The organism is Pontibacter beigongshangensis (assembly GCF_014332515.1).
GTDB lineage: Bacteria > Bacteroidota > Bacteroidia > Cytophagales > Hymenobacteraceae > Pontibacter > Pontibacter beigongshangensis.
Window position 1 is genome coordinate 1 of sequence record NZ_VFSD01000027.1, and the last position, 21,911, is coordinate 21,911.

Sequence of the window (21,911 nt, forward strand, 5' to 3'; positions counted from 1 at the left end):
CTTTAAAGAAAGTCTTGTGTCTTTTTAAGCAGCACCAGAAGCAGAAGAGCCTCCGGAGGGCTCATTTCATTAGAATAATTTGGTTGCAAGGGTAAAAATTGCCTCTTGTAAGTGCTGCCTACGCTTGTAGTTAAAAGATTGTTTGCAAAGTAATTGTCGTTTAAAACCTGTAGAAGATCATTTATATCCGATAGCTGTTCGATTCTCTATCCCCCTACCATTGGTACAAAATAAAACTTAACGGTAGTATATAGTCTAAGTATATATTACCGTTATAAAGACAGAGTAAGTTTAAAAGTGTAGTATAGTTTAGTTGTTTGATGAGTGAACCTGGTGAAGCCCCATTTCCTTTCCTTTCTCCAGAAGGAAGGCGAAAGCTTCCTCAGGTTCATTTTTCACAGTTCCTTCCAGAATCGCTTCCGTCAAAATCTCTTTCAACTCCCCAACTGTTTTAGAGGGCTTCAGTCCAAAGGTCTCCATTATTATTTCGCCCGTGATCACCGGCTGGAAGTTCCGTAGCTTGTCGCTCTCCTCCACCTCAATCAACCGCCTTTCTACCTTATCGAAGTTCTGCAGGTAGCGTTTTACCTTGGTGTCGTTCTTAGAGGTGATGTCGGCGCGGCAAAGCTTCATGAGGGCATCTATATCGTCGCCACTCTCGAACAGGAGCCGCCGGAGCGCCGAATCGGTCACAGTGTCTTTTACAAGCGCGATCGGCCTGAGATGTAGCCGCACCAGCTTCTGCACAAAACGCATGTGCTCGTTCAGGGGCAGCTTCAGGTCCTTAAACAGTTTAGGTACCATGCGCGCGCCCCGCTCCTCGTGGCCATGGAAGGTCCAGCCAACTTTAGGAGAATACCGCTTGGTGTCGGGCTTGGCGATGTCGTGCAGAATGGCGGCCCAGCGCAGCCATAAGTCATCCGACACCTCGGCCACATTGTCGAGCACCTGCAGGGTGTGGTAAAAATTGTCTTTGTGCGAGTTGCCCTTTATGGTCTCTACCCCCTGCAGCTCGGCCATTTTAGGGAAAATGAGCGGCAGCAGCCCGGAGGCTAACAACAGTTTAAAGCCATAAGAAGGCACCGGCGAGAGCACTATTTTGTTCAGCTCATCCGTTATCCGCTCCTGCGACACAATCCGGATGCGCTCTTTGTTGTCGATAATGGCATCGAAGGTTTCGGGAGAGATGTCGAAATTGAGCTGGCTGGCGAACCGGATGGCACGCATCATCCGGAGCGGATCGTCGGAGAAGGTGATGTTCGGCTCCAGCGGGGTCCGGATCAGTTTTTTGCGCATATCTACTTGCCCATCGAACCGGTCTATCAACTCGCCGTAATTTTTCTTATTCAGGCTGATGCCAAGCGCATTTATCGTAAAATCGCGCCTTTTCAGGTCATCTTCCAGGGTTCCGGTTTCTACTTCCGGCTTGCGCGAATGCTCCCGGTACGACTCCTTGCGAGCCCCTACAAACTCTATTTCCCACTCCCCGTCGCGGAGCATGGCCGTACCAAAATGTTTGAACACGGCCACTTTTGGCCGGTGCGGCAACATTTTCGATACCTTCTCAGCCAGTGCTATGCCATTGCCTACACACACTACATCTATATCCTTCGATGGCCGCTTCAGGACGAGGTCGCGTACAAACCCTCCTATCACGTAAGCTTCTACGTTGAGTTCGGCGGCTGCGGCAGCCACAACTTCAAAAATGGGATGTGGTGGTAATTGTATCAAGTTCATTGCAAAAATTAAAGCCTCAAGCCGCTGTCATGCTGCCTGAGGCACAAAATTAATCGAATAAACCGAAACCGCTACTCTCTGGCCGTGAGCCGCTACTCCCGAAGCACCTTTGTGTCGCCATTAGGCTCGATTTTAATTATTCGCGAAGGTTTTTCGGGCGCGGTCTCGTCCTGCTTTATCCGGACAATAAAATCGACCTGTTTTTTTATATCGTCATGGATGTCGGCAAAGGTACGGGGAGTAGGCTCACCGCTCCTATTTGCCGATGTGGAGACAACTGGGCGCCTGAACTGCATGAGCAACCGATGGCAAAAATCATCCTTCGGTATCCTTACAGCGATACTACCGTCTGTGGAGATAAGTTCTGGCGGAAAGTTTTTGGCTCCTGAAAACACAAACGTGGTGGGGCGCTCCTGGCTCTGGAGCAGTTCCTCAAAGTTTTCCGGCACCTCCTGCACATACCGCTCCAGCATGTCGATGTTTGCCATGAGCACAATCATGGCCTTCGACTCGTCACGCCCTTTTATTTTGTAAATCTTTTGCACAGCCTCGGCATTCATGGCATCGCAGCCTATACCCCACACGGTATCTGTAGGGTAAAGCACTGCGTTGCCTAGCAAAAGCTCATCTTCTGTTAACTGTACTTCCTTCAGGAGTTGATTCATCATATTTTCTGCTTTGGGTTATGCTATTCTTTTACGTAAGATTTAGCAAAAGCAAAGGTATATATGCCAGGTTAAGGTAGTGTTAATACCAGCATGTTAAAAAGTCTTTTCTGCAGGCTCGAATGCTACAATATACTGTTACCTCTATATCACACAGCAAAGCGGCTACAACCTAGTAGCTGAGCAGCAGCAGCAAAGAACGACAAAAGTTGAAACTGATCAGACTTCTTTTATTCCGCAGGTGCACGTAAGTTTTACTGAGTGGAGGAGCAATTATTCTAATGAAAAATGCCCTCCCGGCATCTCTGCTGCTTTAGGTGCATCAAACGGGAAGACCTGCCGTATTACCTAAACTGCCTCTGCTTTCCGGTAATGTTTTCTCAGAAAGGTCGAAACAGTCATTTTTTCAATTTTATGATAATTCCCCGAGTTCTCCGGCTTTTGATCTTCAGGGTGCTGCGAAAGTTTTTTTCCGTACACTGCTGCAGACAGGTTTGACCGTTCGCTGGCGAATTGCTTTAAGTGCAGAAAGTTTTTCCTGATAGTCAGATATTTCCTGTATCCCATCAGGCGGGTCCGAACGGCGACCTGGTTTAAAAAGTTGACTTTACCTTCATCTGATGCCGGGTCTAAACTGATCCTCTTCAAAGATAAGAGAAGATACTGCTTGGTATAGTATAAGATACTCCTGAGACTCCTGAAATTAAAAGACAGCTCAGATCGGCTACCTTGGGTGACAAAAATATTATAGGCATCCAGCACCTCAAAACAAGCGGTGCTCTCTCTCAGGTAACGAAGATAATAATCCCATGACTGCCGCTCCTTTACCATAAAATGCTTAAAAGTAAGGCGCTCGTCATACCAAATATCATACCCGATCATGGCCAGGGCATAGCACATCTCGTAATCGCCTCCGGAACTAAGGGCGGAAGCCACTCTGTCTGTGAGCAAGGGCTTAAAGCCTATCTCATACAATTGGTCGTAGGCCGATTTCCGCAGCACACACCCTGCCCCATATACAGTGTTCTGGGCAACTTTGCCAGAAGCGGGTGCCTGATGCCCGTTGGCAAACAATCGCAGCTGGGTTGCGAAATAAGGGGGCTCTTCCTCGTACACCAACTCACCCTGCCCTCCTAAGGCTCCAATGGATGGATGCTGCTCCATCAGGTCGAAAGCCAGGTTCACATAACCCGGATTGAGCCAGTTGTCATCGTCGCAAAGAAGAATATAGTTGAACTGGGCATGCGCATACCCTAGCTCCCGGGCATATGTGAGGCCTGATTTAGGCTGGTGCAGGAGCGAGAACTTAACCTTGCAATTATATTGTTGCCATTCTTCCTCCACTACCTTAGCTGTATGATCGGTGGAGGCGTTATCGACAATTATAATTTCCCAGAGCACATCCGGCCTAACACACATCTGAGCCAGGTGCCTTAATGTTTCCGGAAGGAGTTTTGCACCATTATAGGTGCAGATAATAATGGATACACCCGGTGTCATAAGATGTTGAATTTCATTTTGAGCCGTACTTTCGCAATTTTCCAGAGTAGCTTAAAGTCCAGGTGCATCTGCAGCGCATGCCGGATTTGTGCCTTCGCCCCCTCTTTATTCTGAACAGAATGCCACACCAGGTCTGCCACCCCAACCCCATAATGGGCATAAAACTTTTTAGATTTGTTTAGTACAGACTTCCTGTAAGCTATAGGCAAATATCCCTGAATGACCTCCATCACCTGCAGCATATCTTTGGTGTTCTGGCCAGTCAGGAATTTCGTGCTGGAGATGGAGCTGGCATGCTTCCGATACTCGGCCAGAAATTCAGGAGTATAGGCAACGGGGTAATGTTTTGCAATCCGGACCCACATCTCCCAGTCTTCGCCATAGGTTACACCATAAAACCCGCCTAATTTCTCATATACTTCGCGCCGCACCACAGTAGCCACATATTGCGAGAGGTTCCGAACAGCGACCCGGAGCAGCCAGTTCTCCAGGATGCCTTCTTCCTGCATCTGCATTGTCTGCTCATAAAGTCTTCGACCGGCTTCATTCACGTACCTGAAGCGGCAAAGGGCAGCGCCAGCCTCCGGAAACCGGCTAAAAAGATGGCCCATTTTTTCATAAAATTCAGGATAAACCCGGTCATCTCCATGCAGTAAATGCACCAGCTCGCCTTTTGAGCGGTTAATGCAGGTTTCAAAATTACGGAGGCTACCCACGTTTTCTGGCTGGCGGAAGTATTTTATTCTGCCTTTGCCGATTCGCATTACCATTGCTTCTACATCTGCATCGGTACTGGTATCATCAACCACCTCTATTTGCATATCCTGCTCCGGCAGTTGCTGTTCAAGTACACTTTGTAAAGTTTCGGGCAGAAAATCAGCACAGTTATAAACAGGAATCATCACGGACCATAAGGGCCGAGATCTGTCTTTTGCTAAAGGCGCTATTGCCGGAGGAGTTAATGGTACTCTATTCACAAAATTTTATGCTTTACACGCAGATAGTAGTTAAGTTCTTCTACATTATACACCAAGAATGATAATCGGAGTTCAGTGTTTAATAAATGGTGGTGCACACCTTCTTAATTTGTAATGCCCACCATGTTTGCGGGACCAGGGAGGGCCTCAAATCTCCCCATATCATCAACACGACATCTGCTCTGGAGGGCCCTTTTCATTCAAATAATTACACTATCACTCTGGAATATGCTTTAGGTTCCTTTCCGTACTACATTAAGCCATTACAAGCGCTACCCTTTATACCAGCTTGGCTCATTTAAGTCTTAGCCAGGCTCCTCCATTTGGTTTTGATGAGGTACGAAAGATACTGAATATTAAAATCGCGAAGAAGTAAATATACCACCTTTGGCTTAGAAAAATGCTGCAAAAAATACTCCAGGATGTATTTCCTCTTATAAAACGCAGCTTTTTTTATAGCCTTATCGCTCTTATTTATGTTGTTCTTTGCCAGGATCCCTTTGGTTAACAAATCCAACTGATGCAAACATTTTAGTACACTTGTCGCACTCGATTCCTCTAGAAGAGGTTTAAAATTGTGTTGTAAACATTCCAAGTGACTATCTGGCATGGTAAAATCACTGCCTGCGTAGTAGCGGAAGTTTCTGAGCAGCTGCTCATGCTGCGCCTTTTCGTACTCTTGCTTTTTCAGCACCTGGTGTAAACTCTGCCCTGATATGCGGTAGTGCAGTAAAATTTCCGGCAGGTTATAAATCTTGTGACTCCTCGATAGCTGCCAGAATAGCTCAAAATCTTCCGCGTAGGGTACCGAATACATGCCAACTTCTTTTACAGCATCTTTCCTATACATTACGGTAGGATGGTATATCCAGCAAATAAAGGTAAGATTATAGTAAAAATACTCGCTCTTAAAACTATCTACCCTGACTAATTTCCCTTCTTCTGTTATTACCTTAACCAACGACGAAACCATGGCACAATCGGGGTGCGCCTGCATGTAATCATATTGTTTCTGCAGACGCTGCGGAAGGCTTATGTCATCCGCATCCATGCGGGCAATAAGCGGGGCTATTGCAAGCTCAATACCGTTGTTCAATGTTGCAGAAATCCCTAGATTTCTTTCATTTTGAACAAACTTTATCCGGCAGTCGTCAAATCCGGTAACGATCGCTGCGGTTTGGTCTGTGGAGCCATCATCAATAATCAGAAATTCGAAATCCTGAAATGTCTGTTGCAGGATGCTTTCAATCGCTTCTGCCACAAATCGCTCAGCATTGTACACAGGCATCAAAACAGTTAACGCGGCCATACTTTACCTATTTAATCTGATGCAGTCGTTTTTTAATAAATTGCTTGGCAAAGACAGGCACCGCTTTTTTGGTTAGCTGCACAACCTGGTGTGGCAATGTATGAGTAAAGAAAAAAAGTTTCGGATGATGGTAAGGGAATAAGGCTTTTTGAAGCAGTTCATCTAATGCTTTTTCCCTGAACCCTTTCTCCTCAATATAGACTGATAACCACTCCAAGAAATAATGCCTTACTACATGGTACTGCCCTTTTTGCTTTACCTGGTACATGGTGGAGTCGGGGCGCTGCCGGTAAAGATTATGGCAGGAAAAACTGATATAGACATGGCAATTGAGGTATATCTTGCTCAAGAATGCCTGGTCTTCGTACAACTGATATTGTTTAACGAAAGACTCTTCGAAACCTCCCACCTTAACGACAGCAGACTTCTTTAACATTAGCGCACTAGGGCCTGGGGTGTTGCCTTGGCATAATGGATAGAGCTGTAGCATTAGTTGTCCGGGCGCATAAACTTTCCGCGCCTCTGCCCCAATGCGGATTACGACGTTTTTTTTATCAGGATTACACCAGCTATACCAGTGCAGAGAGGCTTCTGCCACCATCTCAACAACAGGATGGTCTCTAAAAATAGCCACCTGGCTCGACAACTTTTGAGGCAACCACACATCGTCTGCATCGAGGAGAGCTATCAGGGCACCTTTGGATTTTAAGACGCCAACATTCCGGCTAACCGTTGCCCCTCTGTTTGCATGCCCTTCGTGCTCATGATAAAAAATCTTGTCGGGATACGCAGCGGCAAATCTTTTAGCGATTTCGGTACTTGCATTTGTTGATCCATCATCCACCAGCAGCAATTCCCAATGTGAGTAATCTTGCTCCAGCACGCTTTTAATCGTTTCTTCCAAAAATTGCTCCTCATTCATGAACGGTAGAACTACGGACACAAGCGGCATATTTTGGTTAACCTCAGACATATTCTAAAATTAATGGCTCCATTGCTTCAGCTTACCAGCGAAAACTTCTTGTGGCCAGTCTGCCACCTGAAACCTACCTAGCCGATAAACAGGGGAGCGTTTTGAAATGGCATGCTCTTCGGTGGTTAAAGCAGCAAAAAGCCCTATCTCCTCCGCCACTCGTTCGGTTTGGTAGTTGTAGTTTCCATACGGGTAAGCCAACAGTTGTATTTCACGTCCTGTATAGGTCCTCAACTCAGCTATATTTTGAGAAATCTCCTGCTTTTGCACCTCCATGGAATGATAAGCCAATGCTGGATGCGACACAGTGTGAGCCCCAATTTCGAAGCGAGGGTTTTGGGCTAATGCGCTAAGCTGGCTCACAGACATACTAATGATATCTGCACGTGCGCTAGCAGATGCTCCTGCCCAAGTCCTGATCTCCTGCATACACTGCAGCTGGCTGGCTACAGGCAGAGGTTTTATAGCCTGCCAAAGTTCCAAGAAAAGCATGCATCGTTCTGTAACTGGAGTCTCCAGGCACGCATTCCACAACTGGTGCTTTTGAACCAGTCCGTCATGTAGCCGCGCCTCTTCTCCTAACCCACGTTTTATCGTCTGACCGCAAAAATTAAAATCGGCTAAAGCTGGCAATAGTGTACCATACAGGATTAACTCTTCCAGTTCATCCCACCAGAATTCTTTTGCTTTACCAATGTTACCTGTAGCTACAAAAAAGGTGGCGGGGAGGCTGTATTGCTCAAGCAGTGGCTTTGCAACCAAAAAGTTATCTGCATAGCCATCATCAAATGTTATGGCTATGCTGCCATGGCGAAGTTTGCCGCTTTTGGCCCCCGAAATCAGTTCAGGCAGTGGCATAACTTTTCCAAGCTTTTTTAGCCATTGCAAGTGGGCCTCAAAGTTGGCTGTGCTAACAGCTATATCCCACACATCTGATGAAGGCTCGGCAATGCGGTGATACATCAATACCAATGCCCTAGCTTCAAAAAACTGCCTGTATATGTGCCGTAGCTGAGCTTTCAAAGTATTATAATTTAATGGCCTTTACCGTATTAATGACCTGGTATTGCGGATCGTAATGATCGAGTTCTTTCTGAGAGATTTCAGTGCGCCCCATGCCGTACAAAAATGCCGACGCTACCAGCACATTGCCAAAAGATCCCACTTCTGCCTTTCCTCCCGGAAAAGTCTCTGCCATTAGCAAGCGAAGCACTTTGTCTGTAAAAGACCAATACCAGGTAGCCCCCCATTCATCTTTAGCGATAGAAGTAATATAAGGCACAGTAAGCAAAAGTGCACCTCCTGGTTTCAAAATGCGGTGGCAGGTGGCTAAAGCACCTTTAAAGTCGTAAATCAGATGCAGTGTCTGGGTGAGTATGATACAATCAAAAGTATTATCAGGAATTTGAGGAGCATTACTTATATCCCCAATTAAGGTGGCCTGAGGATTTTCATCATTCACATGAAAAATATCACTCTTAGAGACCTTTCCTCCACCAAACTTCATGGTATATTCATTATCACCTATTTCGAGAACCCTACCTTTTATACAAGTGGCTTCGCCCTGCAAGAAATTCTCGATGTAGTAGCGGTCTATAGCCCCTCCCCTATCATAGCCAAAATCTCTGCTGAAAGGGGTCAGGCGGTCAAAGTCTCTTGGGGTTACGCTCCCAACTTTCGGTGTATATTTCTTAGTAAGCCCCATCCTGTGCAACCATTTTAAACCAAAGTTGGGAGCATTCTTTTTAATGATAGATTTAATCATTTTTAATTTAAAAAACAAAGATGGCTTATAGCGAAAAAATTGCAAAAAGGCATTAAATGAGAGGGGTTCTTTGCCATTTGCTATCTTTTTATATAGCTCTCTGCAATAATATTCCTTCCATATTTGCTTCCCCTTCACTAAGGCATGACGTTCAGATACTAATACAAGTTGGTCCTGCTGTCTATCGAGCACTAAAAGAACAGAGGCAAGCATTCTGGGTATATTTCCCGACATATTAGTATCGTGCAACCTGTAAGCAGCAATTTTTTGAACATGGTGCTTAACTGGGTGTTTTCTAGCAATTTTCAGGTAGAGGTCATAGTCTTCACAACTCCGCAACCCAACATCAAACTCAACCTCTTGGAATACCCACCTGCGGTACATGACGGCAGCATGCATACCTATATAATTGCCTTGCAGCAATTGTTCAAAATGGTTAGCATGTATATCCCACTTTTCCTCTTTGATCAAACCAGCCCCCACATAAACTTTAACATGCGCACCAGAGACAAAGGCTAGTTGCTTATCTTTTAACAGGTAAGTTGCATTAATTTCTATTGCTTTTGGCAGCAACCAATCATCTGCATCCAGAAAAACAAAGAACTCTCCTTTAGCGTGCTTTACCCCCAGGTTCCTGGCAGCAGAAAGGCCCTGGTTTTCCTGATACACGTAGGTTACACCATCCAGATTGGCAGCTACTACCCGTGTATTATCAATTGAACCATCATCTACCACAATTATTTCGATGTTTGGATACTGTTGTTGCCAGATGCTGTTGATGGCATACCTTAAGTATTTACCATGATTATAACATGGTACTATTACAGAAACCAAAGGCAAATCAACTGGTTGCTGCTGCTTGTTGAGCTGTTTATCGTCAAGTGTAGGTTCTATGGATTGTAGCATATTGCTCGTATTAATTATGCCAGGTTGAGCTTTTTACTTTTCTGGCTATTCCTATACCCAACCACGGATGACTTCTTATTATTTCTGAGGTAAAATAAGTACCCAGATAAAATTCCCTTTATCTCTGCCCACAGCGTACGGTTGCGGGACCTATACCTTGGGAACCCTCTGATAATAAGCTGGCAATAATGCTTTGGCAAATAGCGGAACAACCTTTTTTTATAATTAGCCTCCTTCAATTGCTTTTGCTGTAACAAAGCAGCAGTGGTAAAGCCCCTCATATAAAAGAAAATTTGCTTCCTTAAGTTCTTTAATTCGTTCCTATGTTCATGAAACACCACAGCTCTCGGGTTGTAGTGAATCTTATACCCATTGGCCAGAATTCTATACCACATCTCAGAATCCCCGTTACAACCAGCGGCCCCTACATCCAGAATTTCATCGAATTTTCCGACCTCTTCAAACACAGCTTTTCGGAAAGCCATGTTGGCGCCTGCGCCAATTCGCCAGACAGGCGGGCCATGATGAAGATGTTTGTTAAAAAACGATGAGCCGTAAACGACATCGGTATACCCTCTGTTAAAACTCCAGAATTTTTCGAAAATATACTGCGCCTCTGTTTCTAGTTCCGATGCTATCACCAGGCCAGTCATAGCTGCGGTCTCAGGGTCATCAAAGGTTTTCCAGACATGGTACACCCATAGTGGGTCCACCTGCACATCATCGTCTACAAAAGCTACAATTGGAAAACTTGCCGCATCAACACCCGTATTCCGGGCAATGTCGAGTCCTATGCGTGGCTCCCTTACGTATGTTACCGTACTAAATTGACCAGTAACTTCCTGCGTGTCATCATCTATAGGCGCATTATCAATAACGATGATCTCAGAGGGCAGACAGGTTAACTTCTGCAACATAAGAAGGCATTGGTGCAGTTGCCTCGCCCGGTTGCGGGTACAGATCACTACGGACACCGGAACCCGGGCAGGAACAGCAACAGCTGTATATTCCTTAAAAACCTGCTCCATAAAAGTTCTCCAGGCCGGGAAGTCTTGCATCTGCAGATACAACTGCCAGGTCTCTGATCCACCTTTTTCTGATTGGTAAAACTCCAAGCAGGGCTTTAATGCTTCTACTACTCTCCTAAAATAGTGCTCCTCCACCATTATTTCTTCCAGTTCCACAAACAAATGCCCTAAAGCCATTGACCGCCACCAAAACACCAGGTAGTACCGCTTATCTTTAAAGTCAAGCGCAGGAAATGCAATTGTCTCATGCAGTTGTAGATGGATGATCTGATATGGAAGATGCTTCTTCATGAACTATATTTTTTGTTCTGCTAAACCAGCTCCATTTCAGCCTGCACCAACCTAAACGGCAATTGCGGTCTTACAGCACCCCACCATTTGCCAAACCACTGAATGTCTCCTCTGTAATCTTCTAACTCAAAAGACAGGCATTCTTCTAGTTTACATAACTCTGTGGTCGTATCCTTTACCACATACAAGGATATGTAATAAGATCCGTCGTTCAGGAAATTTCCAGGAATGTCACATTCTCCTTCTATAAGGCCCTTCTGTGACAAAACTGTGGGAGAAGGAGCATCGAAAATGCAATCGCCGCTATAGGAGAACAATAATAAGTTAGTGCTTATTTTAACTTCATCCTGCATGTTCCAGAACTGAAACCTGATTTTTAAAGAGGTCCGAATATCTAATGGCGCATTCGGGTACTCTAATTGAGGGATTAGTTCTATTTTCTTAAATCGGATCAAATTATTACCGGGCCCTGTCTCCGGGCTGGTCCACTCCTGAACCAGTTTATTTTTTTGAATCTGGGTAATATATTTGTTAACTACAGCAGACACCTCTCCAATATCCTGTATCCTACCCTTATTTAACCACAGCGCCTTGCTGCACAGGTTGTTGACTGCCTGCATGGAGTGGCTCACAAACAACACGGTTCTGCCATCGCTGTGCGACACCTCCCGCATCTTGCCCAGGCATTTTTTCTGAAAATCAGCATCCCCAACGGCCAGCACTTCATCTACAATAAGGATGTCAGGCTCCAGGTGTGCAGCCACGGCAAACGCCAGGCGCACGTACATGCCGGAAGAATAGCGCTTTACTGGTGTATCGATAAACTGTTCGATGCCGGAGAAAGCCACAATTTCATCGAACTTGCTCCTGATCTCCTGCCTGGTCATGCCCAGGATGTAGCCACTGATGTAGATATTCTCCCGACCCGTAAGCTCCTGGTGAAAACCTGTGCCAACCTCCAGCAGACTGCTTACTTTGCCATTCCCCCTCACGGTGCCATGGGTAGGGCGCACAATGCGTGAAATAATCTTGAGAAGCGTGGACTTGCCCGACCCGTTGCTGCCTATGATCCCGAGCGCTTCGCCGTGCTTCACTTCAAAATTTATATCGCGCAGCGCCCACAAAAACTGGGTGCTTTCTTTCTGGTCATTTTCATCCAGATCAAAGAAGGGGTCCTTCTTCTTTAAGACGGCAGCATTCCACCACCGCTGCATATCCTGCCGCAAGGAACCAGTACCGATGGTCCCTAATTTATAGAGCTTCGACAGCCCCTCAACCGTTATGATGGTATCAGTCATTCCTGTGCCTCTTATACAATGTCAATTAATTTATCACCTTGCTTGTTAAACAGCAGGGTGGAACCCAGCAGGGCCAGCGCCGCAAAGCTAACGCTGTAAATAAGCCCGTACCCTGTTACATGTCCTTCGCCAAGTAGGGTAAAGCGAAACAACTCGAACAAGGGTGTCAGCGGATTTAACTCCACCATCCAGCGCACATTTTCCGGCACAGTGCTTACAGGATATATCACAGGCGTAACAAACATAAACAGCCGTACCCCCAGACTCACCACATTCATCAGGTCGCGGTATTTGGCTGTAACCACAGAAAAGAAAAGACCGAGCGACAAGCCGATAACCCCAACCAGAAAGATGATGACAGGTACGGCAAACATCCCAAACGAAAACAGCAGCCCCGAGTCCAGAAACAACCAGTAGTACACCATGAGCAGCACCAACAGCACTAACTGCATCAGAAAACGCAGAAAATGCGTGCTGATAACGGAGAGCGGCATTACGATGCGCGGAAAATACACTTTGCTGAAAATATGCGCGTTCTCTTTAAAGGTGAAGGAGGTTCCGGTAAAACTATCGTTAAAGAAATTCCAGAGCACAATACCCGAAAAGTAAAACAAGACGGGAGGTATGCTTCCGGTACCGATACCGACCATTTTCCCGAACACGATCACATAGGTTACAAGCGTCATTATGGGCTGTATCAATATCCAGATCGGGCCAAGCACAGTCTGTTGGTAGTTCAGGAGGAAATCCCGTCTTACCAGGCTCCTTAACAGGTGTCTGTAACCCCACAATTCCTTTAAATTCCATCCCCAATAACTGGTCTTGCCACTTATTTCCCACTTATTTTCCGATACTGCTGACATATATGAAATAACTACCTTAATTTTTTTACTCACCGCAAAGTTTCCCGTCTCTGCCATCAGCCACCTCCTGCGGCGTCTCCACCAGAAAAGGGTATGGTCGGAAAAACCTGTTTTGACTTAAGCGCCTTATCAAAGCCTGAAGTTAAACCATATTTTATATAAAAATACTATAACAATATAAAAAAACAAAAATATATTCTGTAAAAAGCCACAAAAACAGCCAAACTTTCTCAAAATGACACGTACAAAACCATGCCTGTAATACGCCACCTAGTCAAAATTTTTATTTAATAAGTAATATTTATTGCTTATAGAAAGAGTACTTCCTAACCTCATTACTTGCTTACTCATAATCAGTGAGTTATGGCATAAAACTCTGAAGTACTTTGAAAATTATCTCCGATTCCTGAAATGGAATTGGAGGAGAATGCAGAAAAATCGGCGATTAATTCTCATTTTGAACCTATCAATCCCAAATTGGCACTTTTGCATAGCAAGAATTGAACGCAGCAGGAATAAAATATGAATGCGGCAGTTGCCCTTAGGAAATCATCCCGGGCAACTGCCGCATTCATTAATTTGATGTTATTTAAAGCTGCCTATTAGTATAGCCGCCCGATGGCTCAGGCAAGCCGGAAAAGCAGGGAACTGCATCTACTCCCCCACCAAGTGGGGCACAAACTGCGATAAATTAGTAATAATACCTTTCTCACGGCGAAAACCAATGGCACAGCCTTCGCCAGCCCAGAACACGCCCGCCTGGTACTGGTTGCCATTGGTATCCTGTGGCAGGTCGCACCAGCGCTGGTACACCTGCTGCTGGTTCCCGTATTCACCTGCGGTTTTGGTGACACGGCCATGATCTACTATTTCCAAGCTTTGCCCTTCACGGCCAAAATAAGGTTTGCGAATGTACTTCCCGGTCAGCGGCTCCAGGTCTGCCTCGAGCAGAAGCGGGTGGTAGAGATACGCTTTCCAGAGCCAGGCCAGCATGCCTTTGCTCTGAAACAGCAGGGTGTAAGCCGGGTTTGCAATAAGTACAGTTCTGGTGCGCGACAGTTGGGTAAGGCTTTCGAGCAGTTCGGGCTCTTCCCAGGCGATCTGCTCCCAGGGCAGGAGTTTGAACAGGAACGGAAACTGCTGCCATTGCTCTGCCCCCACCTGCGCCCAAACGCCTTTGTCTACCCCCTCGGTGGAGACAGACACATTCTCTATCGGGCAGAGATGGGCATCAAAGCCGGCTTCTGTGGCTGCCTGCGCCAGCACGGCGCAGTTTGCTTCGTCTTCTGCACTCTGGCCCAGGTAAGTCAGCAGCAGGGCTGGGGGCAGGTCGTTGTTAAGCATGCGCCAAGACTTAAACTGCTCTACCAGCGCCTCGTATAGCCCGGAATATTGCTGGGCATCGTTTTTGCCTGCAGCCGCCAGGCTGGCCCACTGCACTACGGCTGTTTCAGGGATGGAGGTGGCAGTGTCCGCGTTAAATTCCAGCAGCTTTGGCCCCTCCGGCGTCTGCACCAGGTCGAACCTGCCGTACAGGTGCCAGTTCCTGTCGTCGTTCCAAGACTGGCGCACCAGCCTCCAGAGGTTTTCAGGTATGCCGAGCACTTTCAGAAATGCATCAGGCAGGTCGTCGGGAATTGCCTCTGTCATCATGTTATACAGGCTGTTGGCGGCCTCCAACAGGTAGTCGGCTTCAGCCTCGGCAACCACCACCGCCTCGCCAGGCACATAGTTGGCACAGCCGTCTTCTACGCACCACTCCCAACCCAGGCCACGCACAGCCTTATCCACATCACCCTGGTGAGACTCCAGCCGGATGCTCATCCTGTTGCTATTAAGCATATTTATATTTTTGGTTACTCAACATTAAGATTCAGGCTGCTGCTGCTCCGCCAGCCCGGATGGCACCACTCCTTAAGGCTCCGCAGGCAGTAGCAGCAGAGCCTCCGGAGGGGCCTTTTCATTAGAATAATCTGACAAAGGCACTAACTGATAAGGCTGCCCTGTCTGCCTAAGCACTAGTACTTCCCCTATTTGGTCTTCAGAAAGGTTTCATGCTTGTATAGCTGCCAGAAAGCACATCTGCCAACGTTTGTAATTTTGAATTTCTAACTTATATTTTGGAGGAGCACTAAGAGCCTGCACCGCTGCCGCGCCCCTGGAAGTAGCCGCTTCTGCCAGAAGCTGGCGCACCAGTGCGCTGCTGGTAGGTCTGCACATTCTGACGCCACGCCTCGGTACGGTTCATCACGCCCGGATTGGCATAATATCCTGCCCTGGGGGCCATCATGCGGCCGGCCATCATGCCCATACCGCTCCACCAAAGCACACTGCCCAGGCCAAAGCCTCCCGACTGGTAGGTACCCTGGTTGCTGGCCACTTCTTTCATACGGTTTTGCAGCTCTAGCCCCTGCAGCGTATCCACCCGTCCGTCCTGGTACTTCAGGATGGCCATGCTATTGTCTGGGCTTGTGGTGCGCTCATCGGTAATTTTCCATTTGTCCGGGGCCTCCTCCGTAAGTTCGGTTATAATGCCATCCGGCACGGCCACTTCTTCTCCACTGCCCCAGTCGTTGTTACTACTGCTGGTTTTAGATTCGCAGCTGGTCAGGCCCATGCAGGCGGCGGCGGCTACAATAAAGGCGTTGCGCTTAAAGTCGCCGATGGTTAAATAACGTTTCTTCATTTTTTTACTGTTTTATCTGAACGAGCCGGCTGTGTTACGAAAAGGCCAGCTTTACTGGTAATACGAAGGATCTGCATATGCCTGCACGTGCTGCGCTGGCGACCTTTACTTATAACGTACTACCAGGAGCAATTATTCTAATGAAATGGCCCCTCCGGAGGCTCTGCTGCTGCTTTCACAGCGCTCCGTAAGTTCAGCAATTTTACATCAGGCAACAATACGTGTACGAATGACTGTTGTTCAGCAGCAAGCCCTCTCCTGAATGGTCTTTCCCAACTAAGCTCAAACAGTTTCTTACTTTATTCGCTTTCTGGTTCTAAAATACGCTTTAATCCTGATATTCCTGCTTCCTCAGCAGCAGTTTTCCGGCTTTGGTGCTATTCCCATAGCGGAAAGTGCTCCAGGTGCACCTGCCGTTTAAAGAATATGCGCGTCGATTCTTCGAAGGAGCGTGTAAAGTCCGATACATAGAACTTATGGTCTCCGGCCCGTTGCTCTGCCGCCAGCCCCTGCTGGTCCAGGAAATTTTTGACGTGGCCGGCCACTATCTGGCTGGCATCCAGCACATCTACCCTGCCTTCGAAATAAAGCTCAATCTGTTTTTTGATAAGCGGATAATGCGTACAGGCCAGTATAAGCGCCTCGATGCCCTGCAGCTCCGGGTCCGACAGGTAAGCGTTTATCACACTTTCTGAAATGGAGTCGTTAAAAAAGCCTTCTTCTATCATAGCGGCCAGCAAAGGAGTGGCTACCGATCTCAGCACGACACCTTTGTTGAGCTCGTCCAGTTTGCGCCGATATACATCAGAATTAACTGTTTGCTTTGTGCCGATAAGGCCCACCGTGCGGCCAGGGTACTGCTCTCCTACAAAGGCAATAGTGGGCTCTATAACATTGAGCACCTTGGCCTTGCTGCCTACGTACTCTTTCACGAGCTCATAAGCGGCGGCTGAAGCAGAGTTGCAGGCGATCAGAATGACTTTACACCGCTGCCTGATCAGCAGGTCGCAGATCTTTACGGCGTAGGCCTGGATGGCGGCCGTAGACTTATCTCCGTACGGCAGGTGGGCAGTATCGCCAAAATAAACGATCTGCTCCAGGGGGAGCACTTTGGTAATGGCCTGTGCCACAGTAAGTCCGCCAATGCCACTATCAAAAATCCCGACAGGTTGATCTTTCATGTTCTGTTTTGTGAAAAGCGAAGTTAGGTAAAATCAGATAAACACTCCGTTCACACCTCAATTTTATCTATTAACTAAAAAAAGGAATAATATGAATTTAATTTAAATTAAATGGGGTTTGAGTTAAATATTACAAATTAACTTCGTATGTTGCAATAAACAAATTAACCGTTGCCACCCCATTCCTTTCCAGCGTTTCCCAGCGGCCTGTAGCACCGGTCTGCCCGATATATCTTAGAAGAGCAGAGCATTGCAGCAGATTCCTGTGAACAGAGAGGCCCCAGCGTTTATATGAATATGAAGCAGTATTAACTGACCCAGTACAAACTAAATCTTTTATGTTGCCAGTCCAGCCAAAGTCCACAGCAGTAATCACCAGATCGTCTCTGTACGGAGATGCGACCACCCGCTTTGTGGCTTTTCTTATCGACTCTACGCTGTTGGTGTTTTTTTTCTCCATTAGCTTTTATTCGGCAGACGATCATCCGGAGCTTATGTTTACCTGGAACAAGCACTTAGTTCAGAGTAACCTGTCGCCGGCAATAGCTGCGTCAATCCTGAAGTCGGTTTTCCTGAACCCTTACTTCCTGGTGATGCACTGGCTCTACTACACCTTGCTGGAGGCCTCGCCGCGGCAGGCAACCATCGGTAAATTTGTGCTGGGCCTGCAGGTATCAGACCTGCGCGGCAAAAAAATGAACCTGCTTAAATCCAATTACCGCTATATAGTCAAGCTACTTCTTTCTGCCCCTCTTTTCCTGGGCTTTTTGCTCGTTATAAACAAACGTCGCAAGCAAACCCTTTACGATTTCATAGCCAGAACCGTCGTGACAACAAGCCAGACATCAGGGAAAAGCACAAATACAACCCTAAACCACCTGAAATTTATCTCGTATAACTAAGCTTGAAATTAAATTGAAAGGAGGGATTGAAAGGAGGGAAATTATGAGATTTATTCCAACCCGTTTTCATGGGATTTTAGATTACATAGTTGGTCTTTTACTTATTGCCTCCCCATGGCTGTTTAACTTTGCTGCTGGTGGCGCAGAAACCTGGGTACCTGTTATAATTGGTATCGTGGTGCTGCTGCAGACAATCATGACCGACTTTGAAGTAGGTGTCATCAGAAAAATACCGATGCAGACACACCTGATGATGGACTTTGGCATTGGCGTGATTCTGGCCATTTCGCCTTGGCTGTTCGGCTTTGCCGATGTAGTGTATACGCCTCACCTGATTTTTGGTATCTTCTCTATTCTGGCATCGCTCACCACGCACCGGGTGCCGAGCGCCGCTTACCGGACTAACCATGTGCAGGACAACCCTCTCAGGTAGCAAAACAAGCTGATTGTTAAACGAATTACCGGAAGCAGGCTGATTTCTACATCAGCCTGCTTTTATTTTACCCTCCCCTAAGCGCAGAATTCACTAAATTTACACCATGAATTATTTATCTGCAGAAAACCTCTCCAAAAGCTTTGGCGACCGTTGGTTGTTCAGGAACCAGAACTTTGGTATAAACCAGGGGCAGCGCATTGCCCTGGTGGGCGTAAACGGCTCCGGCAAAACCACCCTTTTGAACATTCTGGCCGGTAAGCTGCCGCCCGATGAAGGAAATGTGAGCACCCGCAAAGGCATTACCGTGAGCTACCTCGGCCAGAACCCCGAGTTTAACGAGGAGCTGACCGTGCAGCAAAGCATTTTTTCAGGGCAGAGCGATGTGTTGGATGTCATAAGAGATTATGAGGCGGCCATTGCCAACCCCAATACCAGCGGCGACGCCATGCAAAAGCTCATGGAGCGCATGGACGAGCTGCAGGCCTGGGACTTTGAGGTTCGGGTAAAGCAGATTCTGTCGAAGCTGGGCATCAACAACCTGGACCAATATATTAAGTCGCTTTCGGGTGGCCAGCGCAAGCGCGTGGCCATGGCGCGGGTACTCATAGAGGAGCCCGACCTGCTCATCCTCGACGAACCTACCAACCACCTGGACCTTGATACGATAGAGTGGCTCGAGAACCTGCTCTCCACCCAGAACACTACTCTGCTCATGGTGACGCACGATCGCTACTTCCTCGACAAAGTAGCCAACGAAGTGGCAGAGCTTGATGGCGGTAACCTCTACAGCTACAAGGGCAACTACAGCTATTTTGTGGAGAAAAAGGCTGAGCGCGAAGAGGCTTCGGTGGCCGAAACAGAGAAGGCCCGCAACCTGATGCGAAAGGAGCTCGACTGGATCAGGCGCCAGCCAAAAGCCCGGGGCACCAAAGCAAAATACCGGGTAGATGCCTTTGAGGAACTGAAAGAAAAGGCAGCTAAGAAAATAGCGGGCCCGCAACTGGAGCTATCCGTAAAAACGACGCGCCAGGGCGGCAAGATCATAGAAGTAGACCACATCTCGAAAAGCTTTGGCGACAAGGTGATTGTGGATGACTTCTCTTACGTTTTTAAAAAGAAAGACCGCATCGGAGTGGTAGGCCCCAACGGGGCCGGTAAATCGACCTTCCTGAACATGCTCACCGGAAAGCTCGCCCCCGACAGCGGTACCGTAGATGCCGGCCAGACCACTGTGTTTGGCTACTATACCCAAAACGAACTCACGTTTAAAGAAGATCAGCGGGTAATCGACATTGTAAAAGACATTGCGGAGGTAGTGGAGATGGCCAACGGCGAGGTAATTACCGCAAGTCAGTTTTTGCAGCACTTCCAGTTTGCACCGCCCCAGCAGTACACCTTTGTGAGCAAGCTGAGCGGTGGCGAAAAAAGAAGACTCCAGCTGCTGCGCGTGCTCATCCAAAACCCGAACTTCCTGATTCTCGATGAGCCGACCAACGACCTGGACATTATTACGCTCAATATTCTAGAGGATTTTCTGCTGAACTTTGGCGGCTGCCTGCTCATCGTGTCGCACGACAGGTATTTTATGGACAGGCTGGTGGAACACCTGTTCGTGTTTGAGGGCGAAGGCAAAATACGCAACTTCCCTGGCAACTACACCGATTACCGCGAATGGCTGAAGGAACAGGAAAGCCAGGAACCAGCGCCAAAGCCTGCTGCTGCCTCGCCGGCCGAACCAGCAAAAGAGCAGCCAACACCTAACAAGCGCAAAGCCACCTACAACGAAAAGAAGGAGTACGAGCAGCTGGAGAAAGAAATTGCCCAACTGGAGGCCCGCAGAGCAGAGATCATCGAAACCATGAACGCCGGCACCACCACCGACCATGAGCAGCTCACTTCCTGGGCCACCGAAATCGAAAGCATTAACGAGCAGCTCGAGGAGAAAGAGCTCCGGTGGCTGGAACTGTCGGAGCTGATATAGATAAGACTACACTTTTACAGTAAAAAGCGGCAGTTCAGGTTGGAGGCGTTAAAATGCTACTCCGGCCTGACCTGCCGTTTTACCTACATTCAGATTATTTGAATGAAAAATGCCTTCCAGAGGACCTCAGGGTTTTTGCCCTAGCCTTTACCCGTCAGAATCCACTTAATGTACTTAGTAGCAATTCAACAGCGCATGTTGTAAAGCAAAAAATTCACAGGAGATATGCAATTATTTTGCAGGTTATTTTAACCCTTTAACCACTACATAGCTCTTCCGGTTTTGCTGCGCTACACGAACAATCTTAGTATTAAAGTCCTTTTGATCATTAACTGTTTCATAAAAATTGTCAAAAAAGCCGAGCGCCTGCCTGCGGTAATTATTATCTAAAGGCTCACAATTAAGGTAGAGTTTATAAACTTCCGCTTTATGCTTGTTAAACGCACGAATTACTTCCGAATAAATCTCGTCGCTATAAGGGTAGCCTCTAAATAACCTCTGACGCACCGATGTAATACCTAGCTCAGGGGGTGGTACAGCATAGGGAGGCGCTACAATACCTGAGTAATCAAAATCATACGGCACAGGAGTAGGTGCCTTTAAAGAATCTCTGGAAATAAGTTTGATGTTATGCCGGTAAGACACCGACCAATCTGTGTTACCGATCATGTATTGAAAGAATGCCACCCTTGCCATAGCTCGGGTGTCTGTACTTTCCATGCCTACCCATTTTTCTTTTGGCACGATGGTCCCCTTATTTCTCCTGGCCATCTCGTTATCATCTTCAATCAGGAAGGCATATTTTCTCTCAGTTTTTCTCTTGCCATTTACGTCAACATACTCAACCCGGCAGAGCCTGACCCTGAAGCTTTCGCCGGTTATGATGTTGTAGACTTTGTAGGCCAAATACTCCCGCAATACATAGTCATCTCCAAGGCAGTGGGTAACCAATTTTAGCTTGTTGGCATGTCCAAATACATTGCTCTGTGCCGTTTTCCTGGAGAAGTTAAGCATTATGGGAGGAAACCTGCAGATGGAGGGGTCGCGGCGGTGGCTTCCTCTAGCCATTACTTTTAGCTCTATTGCCACTTCGGAGCCGGCAGTATCTTTGTAGGTAAGCGTTGCTTTATGGTACTCCCGCTCCAGGCCCCGATCTTTGAGAAGTTTCTCATAGTCCACAGTGAGCCTAAACTCCAGTATTTCTTCGGTGGCGAAAAGAGGGTTACTTTCGCTTTGCTGCTGAAAAAAGGGAAAAAGATTAACAGCATAATGCGTATCAGGGGGTATACTATCTTGAGCATGTTGCTTAAGTGGCAGGCAACAAATCAGAAATATATTGATGAGGAAAAATAGGAGATACTTTCTCATGGCTGCTACTGCTTATCATTTTGCACCCGCCAGGCTTTTGTGTTA

At 47.1% G+C, this 21,911-nt stretch carries 18 protein-coding genes; 3 read left to right on the forward strand and 15 right to left on the reverse strand.

Annotated features, from left to right (window positions below; all coding sequences use genetic code 11):
- Positions 1-309: 309 nt before the first annotated feature.
- The 14 genes from FJM74_RS19165 to murI form a co-directional block, all read right to left on the reverse strand.
- Positions 310-1,737, reverse strand: coding sequence for a CCA tRNA nucleotidyltransferase (locus FJM74_RS19165; RefSeq protein WP_187264251.1), 1,428 nt, complete (start codon positions 1,735-1,737; stop codon positions 310-312).
- Positions 1,738-1,829: 92 nt separating this feature from the next.
- Entirely contained in the window at positions 1,830-2,405 is a 576-nt protein-coding gene (locus tag FJM74_RS19170; protein ID WP_241739255.1) for an L-threonylcarbamoyladenylate synthase, read from the reverse strand.
- 345 nt (positions 2,406-2,750) lie between these two features.
- A complete protein-coding gene (locus tag FJM74_RS19175) occupies positions 2,751-3,902 on the reverse strand; it encodes a glycosyltransferase (protein WP_187264252.1) in 1,152 nt (383 codons plus the stop codon).
- Positions 3,899-4,804 (reverse strand): glycosyltransferase family 2 protein, encoded by a 906-nt coding sequence (locus FJM74_RS19180; RefSeq protein ID WP_187264312.1) that lies wholly within the window; start codon positions 4,802-4,804, stop codon positions 3,899-3,901. Before FJM74_RS19180 ends, FJM74_RS19175 begins: the two co-directional genes overlap by 4 nt.
- A 373-nt stretch (positions 4,805-5,177) precedes the next feature.
- A complete protein-coding gene (locus FJM74_RS19185; protein WP_187264253.1) occupies positions 5,178-6,188 on the reverse strand; it encodes a glycosyltransferase family 2 protein in 1,011 nt (336 codons plus the stop codon).
- 7 nt (positions 6,189-6,195) lie between these two features.
- Complete coding sequence (locus FJM74_RS19190) at positions 6,196-7,161, reverse strand: glycosyltransferase family 2 protein (protein ID WP_187264254.1); 966 nt, start codon at positions 7,159-7,161, stop codon at positions 6,196-6,198.
- A gap of 9 nt (positions 7,162-7,170) precedes the next feature.
- Entirely contained in the window at positions 7,171-8,184 is a 1,014-nt protein-coding gene (locus tag FJM74_RS19195) for a polysaccharide deacetylase family protein (RefSeq protein WP_187264255.1), read from the reverse strand.
- A gap of 4 nt (positions 8,185-8,188) precedes the next feature.
- Complete coding sequence (locus FJM74_RS19200; RefSeq protein WP_187264256.1) at positions 8,189-9,832, reverse strand: glycosyltransferase; 1,644 nt, start codon at positions 9,830-9,832, stop codon at positions 8,189-8,191.
- 14 nt (positions 9,833-9,846) lie between these two features.
- Positions 9,847-11,151 (reverse strand): glycosyltransferase family 2 protein, encoded by a 1,305-nt coding sequence (locus FJM74_RS19205; RefSeq protein ID WP_187264257.1) that lies wholly within the window; start codon positions 11,149-11,151, stop codon positions 9,847-9,849.
- Positions 11,152-11,171: 20 nt separating this feature from the next.
- Complete coding sequence (locus FJM74_RS19210) at positions 11,172-12,449, reverse strand: ABC transporter ATP-binding protein (RefSeq protein ID WP_187264258.1); 1,278 nt, start codon at positions 12,447-12,449, stop codon at positions 11,172-11,174.
- A gap of 11 nt (positions 12,450-12,460) precedes the next feature.
- Complete coding sequence (locus tag FJM74_RS19215; RefSeq protein ID WP_187264259.1) at positions 12,461-13,369, reverse strand: ABC transporter permease; 909 nt, start codon at positions 13,367-13,369, stop codon at positions 12,461-12,463.
- Between the two features lie 597 nt (positions 13,370-13,966).
- Positions 13,967-15,154 (reverse strand): glutathionylspermidine synthase family protein, encoded by a 1,188-nt coding sequence (locus tag FJM74_RS19220; RefSeq protein ID WP_187264260.1) that lies wholly within the window; start codon positions 15,152-15,154, stop codon positions 13,967-13,969.
- A 289-nt stretch (positions 15,155-15,443) separates the two neighbouring features.
- On the reverse strand, positions 15,444-15,998 hold the full coding sequence (locus tag FJM74_RS19225) for a hypothetical protein (protein WP_187264261.1): 555 nt from the start codon (positions 15,996-15,998) through the stop codon (positions 15,444-15,446).
- A gap of 377 nt (positions 15,999-16,375) precedes the next feature.
- The gene (murI, locus tag FJM74_RS19230) at positions 16,376-17,179 is read right to left on the reverse strand and encodes a glutamate racemase (protein WP_187264262.1); all 804 of its coding nucleotides are present in this window, start codon (positions 17,177-17,179) and stop codon (positions 16,376-16,378) included.
- 338 nt (positions 17,180-17,517) lie between these two features.
- Here murI and FJM74_RS19235 point away from each other — a divergent pair, with 338 nt between their 5' ends.
- The 3 genes from FJM74_RS19235 (at position 17,518) to FJM74_RS19245 (ending at position 20,498) form a co-directional block, all read left to right on the forward strand.
- Positions 17,518-18,081 carry an RDD family protein gene (locus FJM74_RS19235; RefSeq protein WP_187264263.1) on the forward strand — a complete coding sequence of 188 codons (564 nt, stop codon included), beginning with the start codon at positions 17,518-17,520 and terminating at the stop codon, positions 18,079-18,081.
- Between the two features lie 43 nt (positions 18,082-18,124).
- Positions 18,125-18,514: an SPW repeat protein gene (locus tag FJM74_RS19240; protein ID WP_187264264.1), complete on the forward strand. Its 390-nt coding sequence runs from the start codon at positions 18,125-18,127 to the stop codon at positions 18,512-18,514.
- 106 nt (positions 18,515-18,620) lie between these two features.
- Positions 18,621-20,498, forward strand: a complete 1,878-nt coding sequence (locus tag FJM74_RS19245) for an ABC-F family ATP-binding cassette domain-containing protein (RefSeq protein WP_187264265.1) — start codon at positions 18,621-18,623, stop codon at positions 20,496-20,498.
- Between the two features lie 243 nt (positions 20,499-20,741).
- Here the strand turns inward: FJM74_RS19245 and FJM74_RS19250 are convergent, their stop codons facing one another.
- Entirely contained in the window at positions 20,742-21,866 is a 1,125-nt protein-coding gene (locus tag FJM74_RS19250) for a CotH family protein (protein ID WP_194350030.1), read from the reverse strand.
- Between the last annotated feature and the right edge of the window lie 45 nt (positions 21,867-21,911).